General features: G+C 64.7%; 15 protein-coding genes. 2 read left to right on the forward strand and 13 right to left on the reverse strand.

All coding sequences use genetic code 11. The annotated features are described in order from the left end of the window. The 10 genes from BJEO58_RS13380 to dctP form a co-directional block, all read right to left on the reverse strand. Window positions 1-151, reverse strand: a 151-nt coding sequence (locus BJEO58_RS13380) for an aldehyde dehydrogenase family protein (protein ID WP_145997553.1), incomplete at its 3' end; no start/stop codon positions are given. Window positions 152-227: 76 nt separating this feature from the next. Beyond that, window positions 228-773 (reverse strand): Lrp/AsnC family transcriptional regulator, encoded by a 546-nt coding sequence (locus BJEO58_RS13385; RefSeq protein WP_101589971.1) that lies wholly within the window; start codon window positions 771-773, stop codon window positions 228-230. Between the two features lie 10 nt (window positions 774-783). After that, window positions 784-1872, reverse strand: a complete 1089-nt coding sequence (locus BJEO58_RS13390) for a zinc-binding dehydrogenase (RefSeq protein ID WP_101589972.1) — start codon at window positions 1870-1872, stop codon at window positions 784-786. 62 nt (window positions 1873-1934) lie between these two features. After that, window positions 1935-3341 (reverse strand): dihydrolipoyl dehydrogenase family protein, encoded by a 1407-nt coding sequence (locus BJEO58_RS13395; RefSeq protein WP_101589973.1) that lies wholly within the window; start codon window positions 3339-3341, stop codon window positions 1935-1937. After that, entirely contained in the window at window positions 3341-4675 is a 1335-nt protein-coding gene (locus BJEO58_RS13400) for a dihydrolipoamide acetyltransferase family protein (protein ID WP_101589974.1), read from the reverse strand. Before BJEO58_RS13400 ends, BJEO58_RS13395 begins: the two co-directional genes overlap by 1 nt. Next, window positions 4672-5652: an alpha-ketoacid dehydrogenase subunit beta gene (locus BJEO58_RS13405; protein ID WP_101589975.1), complete on the reverse strand. Its 981-nt coding sequence runs from the start codon at window positions 5650-5652 to the stop codon at window positions 4672-4674. The genes BJEO58_RS13400 and BJEO58_RS13405 overlap by 4 nt, the downstream gene beginning before the upstream one ends. Then, the gene (locus tag BJEO58_RS13410) at window positions 5649-6635 is read right to left on the reverse strand and encodes a thiamine pyrophosphate-dependent enzyme (RefSeq protein ID WP_219617119.1); all 987 of its coding nucleotides are present in this window, start codon (window positions 6633-6635) and stop codon (window positions 5649-5651) included. Before BJEO58_RS13410 ends, BJEO58_RS13405 begins: the two co-directional genes overlap by 4 nt. Window positions 6636-6751: 116 nt before the next feature. Then, window positions 6752-8206 (reverse strand): TRAP transporter large permease, encoded by a 1455-nt coding sequence (locus BJEO58_RS13415; protein ID WP_101589977.1) that lies wholly within the window; start codon window positions 8204-8206, stop codon window positions 6752-6754. Window positions 8207-8208: 2 nt separating this feature from the next. Then, on the reverse strand, window positions 8209-8751 hold the full coding sequence (locus BJEO58_RS13420) for a TRAP transporter small permease (protein ID WP_101589978.1): 543 nt from the start codon (window positions 8749-8751) through the stop codon (window positions 8209-8211). A 48-nt stretch (window positions 8752-8799) separates the two neighbouring features. Continuing rightward, window positions 8800-9906 (reverse strand): TRAP transporter substrate-binding protein DctP, encoded by a 1107-nt coding sequence (gene dctP, locus BJEO58_RS13425; RefSeq protein WP_101589979.1) that lies wholly within the window; start codon window positions 9904-9906, stop codon window positions 8800-8802. Between the two features lie 921 nt (window positions 9907-10827). Here dctP and BJEO58_RS13430 point away from each other — a divergent pair. Further along, on the forward strand, window positions 10828-11685 hold the full coding sequence (locus tag BJEO58_RS13430) for a type IV toxin-antitoxin system AbiEi family antitoxin (RefSeq protein ID WP_144573781.1): 858 nt from the start codon (window positions 10828-10830) through the stop codon (window positions 11683-11685). Window positions 11686-11923: 238 nt separating this feature from the next. On the opposite strand, the gene BJEO58_RS13435 is transcribed toward BJEO58_RS13430, so the two are convergent. Then, on the reverse strand, window positions 11924-12955 hold the full coding sequence (locus tag BJEO58_RS13435) for a 1-aminocyclopropane-1-carboxylate deaminase (protein WP_101589981.1): 1032 nt from the start codon (window positions 12953-12955) through the stop codon (window positions 11924-11926). A gap of 149 nt (window positions 12956-13104) precedes the next feature. On the opposite strand from BJEO58_RS13435, the gene BJEO58_RS13440 reads away from it, so the two are divergent. Continuing rightward, window positions 13105-13740: a GntR family transcriptional regulator gene (locus tag BJEO58_RS13440; protein WP_101589982.1), complete on the forward strand. Its 636-nt coding sequence runs from the start codon at window positions 13105-13107 to the stop codon at window positions 13738-13740. Window positions 13741-13884: 144 nt separating this feature from the next. Here BJEO58_RS13440 and BJEO58_RS13445 read toward each other — a convergent pair whose 3' ends face one another. After that, complete coding sequence (locus tag BJEO58_RS13445; protein WP_101589983.1) at window positions 13885-14637, reverse strand: type 1 glutamine amidotransferase; 753 nt, start codon at window positions 14635-14637, stop codon at window positions 13885-13887. 171 nt (window positions 14638-14808) lie between these two features. Then, window positions 14809-15594, reverse strand: a complete 786-nt coding sequence (locus tag BJEO58_RS13450) for a 3-oxoacyl-ACP reductase (RefSeq protein ID WP_101589984.1) — start codon at window positions 15592-15594, stop codon at window positions 14809-14811. Window positions 15595-15622: the final 28 nt, after the last annotated feature.

The raw sequence follows: 15622 nt of genomic DNA on the forward strand, positions 1-15622 counted from the left end.
TCGCGGCACGCTCCGCCACCGTGGTCTCCGACCAACCGGTGAACGCCGCCGCACTCCGATCCTGCGCCTCGACGATCTGCTCGTCAGTGGCAGTCGGATACGTTTCCACGACTTCGCCGGTCGCCGGGTTGAGGACCTGATAGATCGACATTGACTGCTCCTCTTTCTCTGTCAGACAGATGGCTGTATTGCAGTATTCATTGACGGCGAGTGCCTACCCCTGAATTTCACTCGTCGTCACATTCGTTCAAATCCTCGATCAGACGATCGAGGATCTTCTCTCGGAAGTCACTGTTGCTGAATTCGGCGAGACTGACGCGCGTGTTGGACTGGCGGATCCTGACGGTTCCCTCAATCAGCTTCTCGAAGAGGACTTCATTCAGGTGATCGCGGTCCTTCACATTGATCTTCAGCATCAGATCGTGCGGGCCTGTCGTAAGGATCACGCTCTCGACCTCGTCGATCTCCGTCAGTTTCAGAGACTGTTCGCGGTGATCGGGACCCAACTCACGGGAGACGTCCGCATAGACAGTCAACCCATATCCCAGCACAGCAAGGTCGACCTGAGCCGAGTACCCCGTGATGGCACCGGACGATTCGAGATGGGTGATGCGTTCCGCCACTGCAGGGGGCGACAGGCGCACTTCTTTCGCGAGCGCACGCTGAGAGCGCCGCGGATCGTCGATGAGAAGTTTGATCAGTTCAAGGTCGATCCGGTCGAATTCCCGTCGCGCAGTCCGCCGCTTCTTCGATTCCGGTCGTCTTCCGTCCAATGCACACCTCTCAGTCGTCCATCACCACGACGGATCTGGCACCTTCAGCCTGGCCCATTCGTTCGAACCCGGCTATCAGCTCGTCTAGTCGGATACGGTGCGAGATCATCGACTCGAGGTCGAGGTCTCCGTCGCTCATCTTCGTCACCATGGACGGTATATCCTTCGCCGGGTCGCTCGAACCGAACACCGATGACCGCAAGCTTCTGTTGAAGTGGAAGATCTCCATCGCGTTGAGGCTGAGCTCGTCGTCCTTCCGACCGACACCCACGACGGTGCACGCGCCCCCGCGTCGAGTCGACTTGTAGGCGGCCTTCATCGTTATGGACCGACCGACGCATTCGAAAGCGTGGTCGACTCCCCTGCCGTCGGTGAGCCCGCGTACATCCTTGTGCAGCGAATCGCTGGACAGGACGAAGTCTGTGGCACCCATCTGCATGGCAAAGTCCCGCTTGGCCTCAGACACGTCGGCTGCGATGATCTGCGACGCACCGGCCAGTCGCGCACCCGTCACGACTGACAGGCCGATGCCGCCCAGTCCGAGGACCAGAACGGATTGCCCCTCCTGTACCCCCGCGGTGTTGATCGCCGCACCCACGCCGGTCAGTACTGCACATCCCAAGAGCGCCGCGTGTGCCATGTCTATCCCGTCGGGGATGGGGACGACTGCGTTCGCGGGGAGCACGACCTCTTCCGCGAAGGCCCCGACTCCCAGCGCTTTGTGCAGGGTGGAACCACCATCCATCGTCGTATACGGAGCCGAGGTCCCGGCCTTCTCCACCGCCGAGCACAGCCACGGTTCGTCGTTCTGACAGAACCAGCATTCGCGGCATGGTGGTGCCCAATTGAGCACCACGGGCTGCCCCTCGGAAAGGCCCTCGACGTCCGAGCCCACTTCGGACACGTAGCCCGAGGCCTCGTGCCCGAGGACGACGGGCAACTGTGACGCAACGGTCCCGTTGATGTACGAGAGGTCGGAGTGGCACACACCTGCTGCGGCGATGCGCACCCGGACATCGGTCGGACCGACTTCCGGCAGATCGAGGTCGAGGATCTCGAGCGGAGCTCCGACTTCGCGCAATACGGCCATCTTCGTCATGTTCGTTCCTGCTTCCTGGTGCACTCACTGCTCACGCGGTGACTCGCACCCTAGTACGAGATTCAGATAGTGGGGTCAGACGCCAGTCCGGCGGTGTCCTGGAGCATCTCCGACAGTGTCGGATGCGGATGGATGGTGAGCGCGAGGTCCGCCGGAGCAGCAGCCATCTCGACGGCGAGTGTCAGTTCGCCGATCAGCTCTGACGCGTGGGGGCCCACCAGGACACCCCCCACTACGGCGTCTGTGTCAACGTCGACGACGATCTCTGCCACCCCGTCAGTCGACCCCATCGTCGCCGCTCGTCCGGATGCTCCGATAGGCATGCGCAGAACGGACACCGACATACCTTCCTGTTGCGCCGCAGACTCCGTCACCCCGACCACAGCGACCTCAGGATCGCTGAAGACCACCAACGGGATCGCAGTGGACACCATCGCTGCAGGACGGCCGCAGAGCGCATCCACGGCCACGCGCGCCTCTGCGATCGCTTTGTGGGCGAGTGCCGGGCCGGCCACCACGTCACCCACGGCTGCGATGCCCGGCGCGGCGAGACCGTCCGGGCCAACAGGGATCAGTCCCGCAGGATCTGCTGTGATCCCGACCGCCGCTAGACCCAGGTCTCGCGTGGCCGGTCTGCGCCCAACGGCTACGAGCACCGCATCAGCGGGGAGTGTCCGTGTGGCACCGCTGTCATCAGCGATGACGATACCGTCCGCATCGCGACCCTGCGCCGTGTGTCCCGTGAGTACCTCGATGCCCAGCTTCGAGGCCCTCCGAGCCACATGCTTCTGCGCGGCCTGCGGCATCTCCGGCAGGATCGTCTCTGCGGCCTCGACGACGGTGACGTCACTGCCGAGCTTCCGATGCGCCGTCCCGATCTCCATCCCGATGTACCCACCACCGACGACAACGAGTCGTTCCGGCAGCTCCGAGACGTCGAGGATCCCAGCCGCGTCGAAGACGGTCTCGCCATCGAACGGCAGGGGCGGGATCTGTGTGACGGTCGATCCCACGGCGATGACTGCGCCCTCGAACTCCACGTGCTGTGGGGGCGCATCACCGTCCAACTCGATGACGCCGCGCTGCGGCCCAGTGAAGGTGAAACTCCCGGCGACAATGGTCACTCCGGCTTTGGTCAGACGGCTGCGGACGCCCGAGGACAGCCGCGCGACCATGCCGTTCTTCCACTCCTGGAAGCGAGTCAGATCCGGTGGCACCGCGCTGTCGAATCCCAGAGCGCCGCCGGCGAAGTCGAGCGACCGGTGTCGCAGGTCCGCCACCTCTATGAGCGCCTTGCTGGGGATGCACCCCTCCAGCAAGCATGTCCCACCGATTCCGTCTGCACCTGCCCGGTCGACGAGTGTGACCGATCGTCCCCGTGCGGCGGCCTCGAGCGCTGCTGTGTACCCACCAGGCCCCCCACCGATCACGAGGAAGTCCAGGCCCTCCGGCATTTCTCCGACTACCATCAGAAGTCCTCCGCCATCATCCGCACCGGGTCTTCGAGCAGATTGGTCAGTGTCCGAAGGAAGACGCCCATATCAGCACCGTCGATCAGTCTGTGGTCAGCAGAGACTGCAAGGGGCAGGATCGGCTTCACTGCAGGAGCACTGTTCACCGCGACTACGCGATCCTCGATCTTCCCGAAGCCGGCGATCGCCGACTCTGGAGGTCGGATGATGGGAGTTCCCAACCATCCACCGTACGAGCCGTAGTTGGTGATGGTGAACGTTCCGTCGGACATCTCCTCGCTGGAGATGGTCCTGTTCCGTGCCCGATCCGCCAGCGCTTCGGACGCTTGCGAGATCCCCACCAGCGACATCGCCTGGGAGTTCTTGAGGACCGGGACGAACAACCCTGCGTCTGTCGACACCGCCAGGCCGATATTGCGCGGCCCGAAGTACGAGATCTCCTCGCCCTCCATATCGAGGCTCGCATTGAACTTCGGCGACGTTGCGAGAGCGATCGACACCGCGCGCACCAGGAACGGCAGGAACGTGATCTTCTCGTCACGTCCGGAGTCCGCCAGGTGCGCATTCACTGTACGGCGGGCTGCCACGAGCGCAGTGGCGTCGACCTCACGAAAGTCCGTGATGTGCGGCACCGATGTCCACGAGGCCACCATGTTCTTCGCGATCTGGCGTCGCAGTCCGCGCAGCGGAGTCACCGTGGTATCGCGGGATTCGGGCGGCGCCGGCCGTGTCGCGGCGGATGGTGGATCGTCTGCCACCGCCGGCTCCGACCCGGCGGACGAGGACCCTGCATCGTCAATGTGCCGATGGACGTCGTCCTTCGTCACCCGTCCACCCGGCCCGCTTCCCCGGACCGAGGCCAGATCAACACCAAGGCCGAGTGCCACTCTGCGCGTCGCGGGCGACGCGAGAACTCGCCGAGGAGTCACCAGCGCATCGCTCTCGCCGGCTCCTGCTGCCGAGGGACCCTCACCGACGCCGTCCTGTGCTGTCGCCGCGGTCTCCGCTTCCGGCGCCGCCATCGTCGCGTAGGGGTCCCCCTCGTCCGGTGACGGCGGGGACGCAGGCGCAGGTTCATGCGTGGCTTCGTCGGACACGGTGATGATTGCGAACACCGCGCCTACATCAATGAGATCCCCGGGCGCACCGGTCAGCTCCGCGACGGTCCCCTCCACGGGAGACGGGACCTCCACCACCGATTTGTCCGTCTCCACGTCGGCGAGCACTTGGTCCGGCACGATCGCGTCTCCCACAGACACGTGCCATGTGATGATCTCAGCAGCGTCCAGTCCTTCCCCGACGTCTGGGAGCCTGTACTCGAACGAACTCATTCTGCACTCACCACCTCACGGACCGCAGATACGACGCGGTCCACATTCGGAATGAAAACCTCTTCGATCCCGATGTTCGGGTACGGGACGTCCGGAGCCGCAACTCGCGCAACAGGTGCCTCCAGCGAATAGAAGGCCTCCTCCTGAATCGTCGACACGACCTCGGCGCCGTACCCAGACGTGAGAGGTGCTTCGTGAATGACGACGGCGCGACCAGTGGCGGAGACGACCTCACGGATTCCGTCGACGTCGAGCGGCACCAGCGTGCGCAGGTCCACCACCTGTGCGGAGATCCCCTCACTCGCCAATGATTCGGCAGCTTTTTCCGCCAGCTGAACAGCGGCACTCCACGCAAAGAGCGTGACGTCGGTCCCTTCTCGCGCAATCCGGAGCTCTCCGAAGGGGATCGAGTAGTCGTCGTCTGGCACATCCCCCTTGACCAGGCGATACCCCTTGAGGGGTTCGCAGAACAGCACAGGATCTTCGCTGCGGATCGCCGTGGTGAGGAGCCCCTTCGCGTCCGCGGGCGTGGAAGGAAGGACGACCTGAAGTCCCGGCACACTGGTGAACTGCGATTCGATCGCGTCCGAATGCAGCTCTGGAGCGCGGACTCCCCCACCGAACGGCGCGCGGATGGTCACTCCCGTCGAGTACCGCCCTTGCGACCGGAATCTGAAGCGAGCCAGCTGCGGCACGATCTGGTGATATGCCTGTTGGGCGAACCCCAGGAACTGGATCTCCGCGATCGGGTTGAGTCCGGAGAGCGAGAGGCCGACGGCTGAACCGACGATGGACGCCTCCGCGAGCGGCATGTCGACGATGCGGTCCTCGCCGAACTCCGCCTGCAGACCCTCGGTGGCCCGGAAGACACCTCCGAGCTTGCCGATGTCCTGCCCGAGGACCATCACCTTCTCGTCGCGGAGAATCTCCTGTCGGATCGTCGACCGAATTGCCTCGATCATGGTCATGGTTGTCATCGGGACGCACCTTTCAGAATCTGGTCCCGCTGCCTGCGCAGCCGGATGCTCATCGTCGAGCTCACATGGTCGAAAAGAGTCTCCGCCGACGCCGGTCCGATCGTGTCGAGCACGTCGACCGCCCGCGCGACCTCCGCCTCGTTGCGAGCTTCAATGTCGTCGATCTCAGCATCGGTGATCGCATCCCGGGCTCTGAGATACGAGATGACTCGGGGTATCGGATCGAGTTCCTCCCACTGGAGCTTCTCGCCAGAATCCACGTACTTCGACGGGTCGTCCGCAGTGTTGTGCGCACCAAGGCGATACGTCTGCGATTCGATGAGAGTTGGACCTTCGCCGGACTTCGCGCGCCCAACAGCTTCACGAGCGGCGGCGCTGACCGCGAAAAGGTCGTTCCCATCCACCAGGATCGACGGGACCCCGTAGCCCTCCCCCCTCGATGCGAACGTATCCGCCGCAGACTGCTTCGAGCGGGGGGTCGAGATCGCCCAGCCATTGTTCTGCAGGAGGAAGACCACCGGGGCCTTCATGACGCCGGCGAGGTTGAGCGATTCGTGAAAGTCACCTTCGGACGACCCGCCATCGCCGATGAACGTCATGACAGCACCCGGATCTCCCTGCAGCTGTAGGCCCCAGGCCAGGCCCACTGCGTGCGGGAGTTGCGCGGCGAGACCGATCTGCGGAGGGAGCACTTTCACTCCGTCCGGAATCCGCGCAGCCTCTGAGTTGCCCTTCCAGTACGACAGGAATCCCTCGATCGACAGACCGTGGCGCAGCAGTGCAGGCAACTCGCGGTACTGGGGAACGATCCAGTCGACGGACGGATCCAGCGCCAGACTGCTCCCGACGACGGACGCCTCCTGTCCGCGAACCGCGGAGTACGTTCCCATCCGCCCCTGCCGCTGCAAGCTGAAAGCTCTTTCGTCGATCCTCTTCGACAGCAGCATCCGTTCGAGTGCGTCGAGGGTCTCCTGGATACTCAATACTGGCCCCGAATCACCGGAAATACTTCCGTCAGGGCGCAGAATCTCTCGGCGTAACATACGAGTTAATCTCCTTCTAGAAAAATTTGGCGCGCAACATGAGGGCTATCTGGCAGTCAATTCTGGATCATATCTGGCAGCCACGTGACCAGATCAGGGAAAACAAACAATATGGCGACTACCGCTACATCCATTGGAATGAACCACATAACCCCCTTGAACGCATCTTCGAGTGTCACACCCTTCGTGCCTGCGAGAACGAACACATTCATTCCCACGGGCGGCGTGATAAGACCCAGCTCAATCAGCTTGATCATGAGTATCCCGAACCAGACCCCGTCGAATCCCAGGCCCGTCACGACCGGGTACGCAAGCGGAATGACGATCAGCAGGATCGAAAGCGAGTCGAGGAACATCCCCAGCGGGATCATGAGCGCGAGCAACAGGATAATGATGAGATACGGTGGCGGATCCATGCCGATCACCCAGTTCGCAAACTCCCGCGGCACACCAGCACTCACAAGGAAATACGTGAAGATGCTGGCGCCGATGAGTATCGCGAAAATGAAGCTCGACACCGATGCGGCTTCAGAGAACGAATCCCTGATAAGCGCCATGAGGCCAGAGAATCCCACACGGGATACCTCGAGGAGTATAATAATGAATGCAACGGTTGCGCCCGCTGCGGCTGATTCGGTGGCGGTAAGGATCCCCGTGTAGATCCCGCCGATGACGACGGTGAAGAGAATGGCGATCTTCACCGCACCCGAATAGCCTCGACGCTTCTCGGCCATCTCGTCGAACAGAGCGTCAGCATCATCAGCAGTACGCGGAGTACTGGACGACGATCCCCCTGCATTCTCGCCCACCGCACTGGCCGAGCGGCCCACCATCACCGGAGTCTGGATCTCAGCCGCAGCCGCCCTGACCCTTCGGCTCGCACCACCGACGCTCTCAGGGTTGAGGATAGACCTCGTGATGATGAGGGTACCGAACACCAGGACCGTGACGATGCCAGGGACAATCCCCGCCGTGAGCATGCGCCCCACCGACTCGCCCGTCATCAGCGCGTAGACGACCAGCACAATGCTGGGTGGGATGAGGAAGCTGAGGGTGCCACCGGCTGCGACCACTCCTGCGGCGAACGCCGTGCTGTACCCATACTTCTGCATCTGCCCGATCGACATACGACCTATGGTCGCTGTCGTCGCAACGCTGGATCCGGATACCGCACCGAATGCCGCACACGCGAACAAGGAAGCGAGTGCGAGACCTCCGGGAAGCCGCCTGAGCATGCGATGACCCAGGATGAAGACGTCTTCCGCAATGCGCGCCTTCTCTGCCAATACACCCATGAGAACGAACATCGGAATGACGACGAGGGTGACCTGGGCTGTCGCTTGATATGGCAGGTTGCCCAGCGTCGAGGAGAGGATGTCCGTACCGGACAGGACGAGCAGTCCGAGCGAGCCCGCCGCGGCGAGCGCGAACGCAACGGGTATTCCGGTTGCCAAAAGCGCCAGGAGGACGACAACTGCTCCGAGCACAACCATGAGGATGATCGGTTCCATCGTCAGACCCCCGTCACGTTCCGCGGAGCGCCATCGATCGAGGGCTCGTCACCGCTAGCCGCACGTTCTCCACGCACGACCTTGAGCAATGTCACGATGCATTCCAAGATCAGCGCCGCAAGTCCGATCGGAATCGCGAGTTTGGCTGGCCAGATCGGAATCTTGACGATGCCGTAGCGATACTCATTCACGGAGATCGAATGGACTGCGGCACCGGTCGTTTCGACCAGCATCCATGCGAGGATCCCGGTGCCCACGATGAGCCCGACGAGCTTGACCGCCTTCGCGGCCCCGCCCCTAAGCCGCATGACGACCAGGTCGACACCCACATGAGCACCTGTCCGCATCGCGTATGCCAATCCGAAGTAGACCGCTGCGACCAGGAAGACCCCACTGAACTCCGTGGTCCCAGGTATCGACGCCCCCGTCAGGAAACGCTTGATCACGTCAGCCGTCGTCATGACCATGATGACGGCGATCACGCTCGCAGCGGTCACTGCGAGGACGAGCGACACGTATTTGGCTGTTCGATCAAGTACGAACATTCTGCCTCCCTCCAGCTATGGGCTGCTGGTCTCCCATAGCGTGGACGCTCACGCCGCCTTGTCGATGCAGGGCTGAACCGAGAGGTCCATTTCCGAGGCCGATTCATGTGTATCGAGAGCTGCAGTGAACTCGTCGAAGTACGCATCAACTTCCGCCTGGTCCAGGCCAGTCGCGACCGCGTCGTTCTTCCAGGCCTCGATGAGGGAGTCACCCGAGGCCTCCTTGAGCTTGTCGATCTCCTCGTCGGGCAGCTTGGTGAGCGTCCCGTCCGTCTCGAGGAATGCATCGCATTCGGTCTTCAGATCGTCTGCAACCATTTCTCCGGCTGCGTCCGCGAACGCCCGACGGTTCGACTCGATGTCCGCGCGCTGCTCATCGGAAAGCGAATCCCACGTGCTCTTGTTCATGAGAATCGCACCCACGCTGTAAACACCAGTGCCGGGGTCGAGCACGTTCGGCGCGACTTCCTGATAACTGTTCTGGACCGAGATGTCGAAGGGATACGAGGTGTATCCGTCGACGACTCCCTGCTCCATCGACTGGTAGATCTCGCCCGCAGGCATGGAGATCGGGTTCGCACCCGCCGCGGATAGCGCATCCGACATGAGGCCCACCGAACGGATCTTCATACCGTCCAGATCTTCGAACGTGTCGATCGGTTCGCCAGCTCCGAGGATGGTCGTGGAGACTGGCGCGAACGTGATGAGCTCGATGCCCGCATTCTCATATTCAGCCTGCAGGGACTCGTTTGACTCATACATCCCATTGAGAGCAGTCGTGTGCGCCCAGGGGTCCTGTGAGACGAACGGAACACTCGCCACATTGGTGAGGGGAAGCTCCCCTGGGTAGTAGAACGGGTTGATCATGCCGATGTCGGCTCTGCCGTCCGCGACACCCGGCAATATGTCAGCGGCCCCCAGAAGCGCCTCCTGATGGAACATCTCGACTTCGGCGACTCCAGTCTCATCCAGATAGTCCGCGACGTTATCGATCGCCCTGCTGAATGAGTTCTGCTCCGGCATGTAGTTCGCACCCTGCCACGACGAGGCCCCCGACTCCGCCTCCGTACTCGAAACTCCCTGGCATGCAGTGACAGACAACGCGAGCCCCGAGACGGCGGCGAGTCCACCGAGCTTTTTCACAGAAGTGAACATGAAAATCTCCTTTGATCTTCAACAGAATTGAGCATTCACCTTGTGAACCGAGGACCTACCGCTCCTTCGCGCAGTGCATCGTTCGCACGGTGAACACTTCCCATATTATACCGGTCGTAACTTCAACCTCGCCTCAAGCTACTCACTCGATCGCGATAGGTCAATGATGTATTGACGATTGAGTTCGCCCAGGGGCCGCCGCTTCCGCTCATGGCGTCGCCGCCCTTCGACAGGCGTTCCGGGCACGCATACGCCTTACGACGGGCGGGCAGATGCGAGTAGTGCCAGAAATCGCTCGACGAGTGCACGGCGACGAAGACGGTGCTCATCGGTCTGCGACGAGTGGTGCGCGGGGTGGTCGACGAAGCGTGTCGACCACCCCGCCCTGCTGGTGACAGCGACAGGGCGACGTCAGAGGGAACGAACGGACAATGGGCTGGCCAAGGAGCCGGAGGAGATCACGAGCGGCTTCTTCTGGGGGCGAGAGGTCCGGCCCCTCACGGGATCGCAGCCCCTCCCGCCGGGCTCACCCCGCGAGGGACGGGTCGGCGGTTCGAGGGCCGTCCGCGCTCCGGGGTCCCCCGAACCGCCGACCCGTCCCTCGCGGTGGGCGCTTCCCGTGGGCGCTCCGGGAGGGCGCTCCCCGTGGGCGCTCCTGGTGGGCGCTCCCCGTGGGTGCTCCTGGTGGGCGCTCCCCGTGGGCGCTCGTGCTCGGCGTCGACTCGCGGTCACAGCCACGCGGCTGAGGCGCTCGCTTTCCACAGACGTGACCGGGGCCTTGCCCCCGCAGCGCCGGACGGCGACCGTCGACAGATGGACCCCGCCGTCACCCGCAGAGACATCGATCGTGCAGGGCTTTCGCGCTCAGAGCTCGAGGGAGCACTCCGCTGCTGCCTCACCAGAGTGCGTCGAGGCGTGTACGTGCTCCGGTCGCACTGCAGTGCCGCCGCACACGTCGAGCTGCGTCGGCTCGCCGATGGGACCACGGCGGCCCGCTTCACGGACATGGACACCGCGGGTCTGCGCGGGGACATCGCGCGACTGCGCTTCCTCGCCCACTCGTACGGCGATTCGCTTCCTGACGACTGCGCACTCTCTCACCTGTCTGCGGCGCTGCTCTGGGACATGCCGATCACGCGCTCGGTCCAGAGGCGAGCCGAGGCGGCCCGCCCCTCACGAGCATGCAGGTACCGACAGCTCATCGTGCGGAAGAGAGCGCTGGGGCCTGACGCGGTGACCGAGCTCGATGGCGCGCGCGTCACGACAGTGCGCCAGACCCTCCTCGATGTCGCGCGCGACTATCCGCTCGACGTCTCCCTGGCGATGATCGACCACGCGCTCCGAGCCGGCCTGCTGACGTCGGACGAGCTGGACGACATGCGCGCGTCGACTCGTCGCCGCCGCGGTTCGGTGCGAGCGCGCACTGCATTCGCCCTGGCAGATCCTCTGCGAGAATCCCCCGCGGAGTCCATCTGCGCAGTCCGCTTCCACGAGTACGACATCGTCGGTTTCGTGCCGCAGGTCGGCTTCGGCACGAACGAGGAGGGATTCATCGCTCGCGTCGACTTCCTCCATCGGGAGGCCAGAGTCATCGTCGAGGTGAACCGGGAGATCAAGTACACCGACGGGGAGGCCGGTGCTGCACGAGCCCGTCGCGAACGTCGGCAGGACTATCAGCTGCGCAACCTCGGTTACCGGGTCTATCAGCTCACCTGGGCCGACCTGTTCTCGCCCACCATGTTCCATGAGATCAAGCGCGCGGTGCGCTCCACCACGTGACAGTTCGTGCGCTCCACCACGTGACAGCTCCTGACACCAGCGCGATCCGGGCGCGATCCGGGCGTTCGACGCCCCTCGGATCCTTACGCCCTCACACCCCGCGCGAACCGCGAGGGACGGCCGGCTGGTTCGAGGGACACCTGCAGACGACTGTCCTTCGAACCGTTGACCCGTCCCTCACGGTGCGCAGCCAGGCAGCTGCGCAGCCAGGCACCTGCGCAGCGACCGCGGGGGCGCCTCACCCCTCCAGGATGCTGCTGTACGCGTTCAGCGCCAACTGGCCGCCCAGGTGCGCGTAGAGGACTGTGTTGTCCGCCGTGAGCTCGCCCGCACGGATCAGCCCGAAGAGGCCCGCCATCGACTTCCCCTCGTACACGGGGTCGAGGATGACCCCCTCCTGCTCGCCGGTCGTGCGGATCGCTTCGATCGTCGACTCGTCGGGGATGCCGTAGGCAGGACCCTCCCATCCGGAGCGGATGACGACTTCGTCCTCGCGGATCGCACGACCCAGCCCGATCTTCTCCGCAGTCGTGTTCGCGATGCGCGTGACCTGGTCGACCGTCTTGTCCAGAGTGGCGGAGGCGTCGATGCCGATGACCCTGCGGGGACGTCCGCCGGCATCCTGGATCTCCGCGAAGCCTGCGATCATGCCCGCCTGGGTCGAGCCGGTCACGACGCAGACGACGATCGTGTCGAAGAAGAGGCCCATCTCCTGCTCCTGGGCGACGAGCTCGTGCGCCCAGTTCGCGAATCCCACGCCGCCCAGTGGGTGCTCGGAAGCGCCTGCGGGGATCGGGTACGGCTTGCCGCCGCCTTCTTCGACCTCGCGGAGCGCCTGCTGCCACGAATCGCGGATCCCGATATCGAAGCCGGCATCATCCAGACGCACATCCGCGCCCATGATCCGGGACAGCTCGATGTTGCCCACCTTGTCGTTGACCGGATCATCCCAGTCGACCCACCGCTCCTGCACGAGCCGTGCCTTGAGGCCCAGGTGAGAGGCGACGGCAGCGACCTGACGCGTGTGGTTCGACTGGTATCCACCGATCGACACGAGCGTATCCGCGCCGGATTCCACGATGTCCGGGACGATGTACTCCAGCTTCCGCGTCTTGTTTCCGCCGAACGCCAGGCCCGAGTTCACGTCCTCGCGCTTCGCGAAGATCCGCGGCGCGTTCTCCCCTCCCACATGCGCGGCGAGGCGCGGGAGTTCGTGGACGGGGCTGGGGCCGAAGGTGAGTGGGTATCGGGGCAGATCTGCGGTGGCCATGACGTCTCCTCAGGTGCGTGAGTGGGTGAGTCGGCTCCACTGCCGACCACTCGGCTGGCGTTATGTAATATATCGCATGCTGCACGTCATACACTGGCACACACCGGGAGCGCTGTCCACGCCCGGAACACGATGATCGAGGAGCTGCTGTGCCCATCCCCACCGGTCCCGGCCTCACCCCGCGCACCCTTCTGCGCGATGACGTGTACCGGCGGATCCGCGACACGATCGTTCGCGGCGAGCTGCAGCCCGGCGAGAAGCTGCGTGACGGTGAGCTCGGCGCCTGGTTGGGGGTATCGCGCACTCCGGTGCGCGAGGCTCTGCTGAAGCTCGCGGAGGCCGGTCTCGTCACAGCGAAGCCCGGCAGAGAGACGATCGTTGCGCCCGAGGACCCGGTCGCCCTGGCCCACGCGCGCACCATCGCCGCCGAGCTGCACGGACTGGCGGCGCGACTGGCGGCACCGCACGCCGCGGGTGACGAGTCCGCGATCGCACGCCTGCGCGCGGCGAACGCTCGGCTGGATTCCGCCGCCGATCCCGAGGCCGCGATCACCGCCGACACCGACTTCCACGACGTCGTGGTCGGCCTATCCGGCAATCCCCTGCTGCCCGGCCAGCTGGACACCCTCGTCCCCGTCCTCCTGCGGGCGGAATTCCTGCACTTCGATGCGGAGACGGTCGCCGCGTCTGCGCGACAGCACGAGGCGATCATCGAGACCCTGCTCGCCTGCGACGGGCATCGAGCCGCCTCCCTCACACGCGAGAACTGGCTGTCCCTGGGCTGAGGCGCCCTCCCCCACGCGAGGGACGGGTCAGCAGTCCGACGGCCGCCCGTGTACGCCCGCCCCTCGAACTGTGCGCCCGTCCCTCGCGCCACCACCTGCCGGAGGACGCACGCGCCGCGGCCGTCCGCCCGGACCGGGTCCGCGTCACCGCTCCGCTGCGAGGAGCTCCACGAACGCGCGGGCGACCGGCTCCATCGCCTCCTGGAGCCCGGGCTCCGCGTCCGCGACCGGGGCGACGACCTCATCGACCGTGAGGCCATCCGGCAGCGACGAGCCGTCGTCGGCCCACCCGCGCAGCAGCGCCGCGTCGGCCTCCAGGTGGAACTGCGTTCCCCATGCGGCACCGATGCGGAACGCCTGGATCGGCGCGTCCGTCCCGTCGGCCAGGTGTGTCGCCGCGTCCGGCAGCTCCATCTGCAGCCCGTGCCACAGGACGACGGGGAATTCTGCCGGAGCGTGCGAGAAGAGCGGGTCGTCCGCCGCCTCCGCACGGAGGCGGCCGGTCATGAGTCCCACCTGCGGCAGGTCGCGCGTGATGACGGGGTGGCCCAGGGCCTCGGCGAGCATCTCTGCTCCCAGGCACACGTTCACACTCGTGAACTGCCCTGCGACCGAGGCGAGAAGGAGCTCCCGGACCGCCGGGAACCACGGATTCCGCTCATCGTCCATGGGCCCGTCCTGGCCGCCCAGCACGACGAGGCCGACCCCCGGCTCCCGAAGCTCCGCGAGCGTGGGCAGATGGGCGAGCGCCGCGTCCCGATCGACAGCGCCGCAGGACTTCGCCTCGCGGTAGGGGCGCCGCACGTCCAGAGTGGCGCCCGCCGCCTCCAGCCAGCGCCCGAAACGGCGGGCATCCGTGCCGTCCTCGTGCTGGATGACGATGATGCGGACTGGCATGGAGAGGTCCTTTCCGAAGAAGGGGTTCGACGTGCACGCACAGGACCGGGGAACACACGATCTCGGGCGGCTACCTGCACGGTACACGTCGCCGACAGCGCTCGATCACGAGACCGATACTCCCGGGCCGACCGCACTCCGCCGGGCCGACCGCACTCCGCCGGGCCGGCCTCACTCCGCCGTGACGTAGGCGCCCGTGATCCCTCCATCGACCGTGAAGGACGTCGCGTTGACGAACGAGGCATCGTCGCTGGCGAGGAACGCGACGGCGGAGGCGATCTCCTCCGGCTCTGCGAACCGACCGCCGGGCACGTGGACGAGCCTCCGCTGCGCCGCGACGGGGTCGGACGCGAAGAGTTCCTGCAGCAGCGGAGTGTTCACCGGGCCGGGACACAGGGCGTTGACGCGGATGCCGTCCTTCGCGAACTGGACGCCCAGCTCACGGCTCATCGACAGCACCCCGCCCTTCGACGCCGAATAGGAGATCTGCGAGGTCGCCGCCCCCACAAGCGCGACGAACGATGCCGTGTTGATGATCGAACCGGACTTCTGCTCGACCATGTGGGTCAGTGCGTACTTGCTGCACAGGTAGACGGAGGTGAGGTTGACCGTCTGGACGCGTGACCACGCATCGATGCCGGTGTCCAGGATCGACGAGTCATCCGTCGGATTGATCCCAGCGTTGTTGAAGGCGACATCGACGCTGCCGAAAGCGTCCTTCGCCCGCTGGAACAGGTTCTTCACCTGCTCCTCCTCCGTGACGTCCACGGAGACGAACAGGCCGTCCAGCTCATCCGCGATCTGCGGCCCCTTCTCCTCATCGAGGTCGCCGATCACGACCTTCGCGCCTTCCGCCGTGAGTCTCCGTGCGGTCGCCAATCCGATCCCGGATGCCCCACCCGTGATGACGGCGGTCTTCCCCGCGAATCGTTCCGACACGATCGTCTTCTCCACCATGTCCACTCCTTCTGAGTCTCTGCAGTCG

This window comes from Brevibacterium jeotgali, assembly GCF_900169175.1.
GTDB classification, from domain to species: Bacteria; Actinomycetota; Actinomycetes; order Actinomycetales; family Brevibacteriaceae; genus Brevibacterium; species Brevibacterium jeotgali.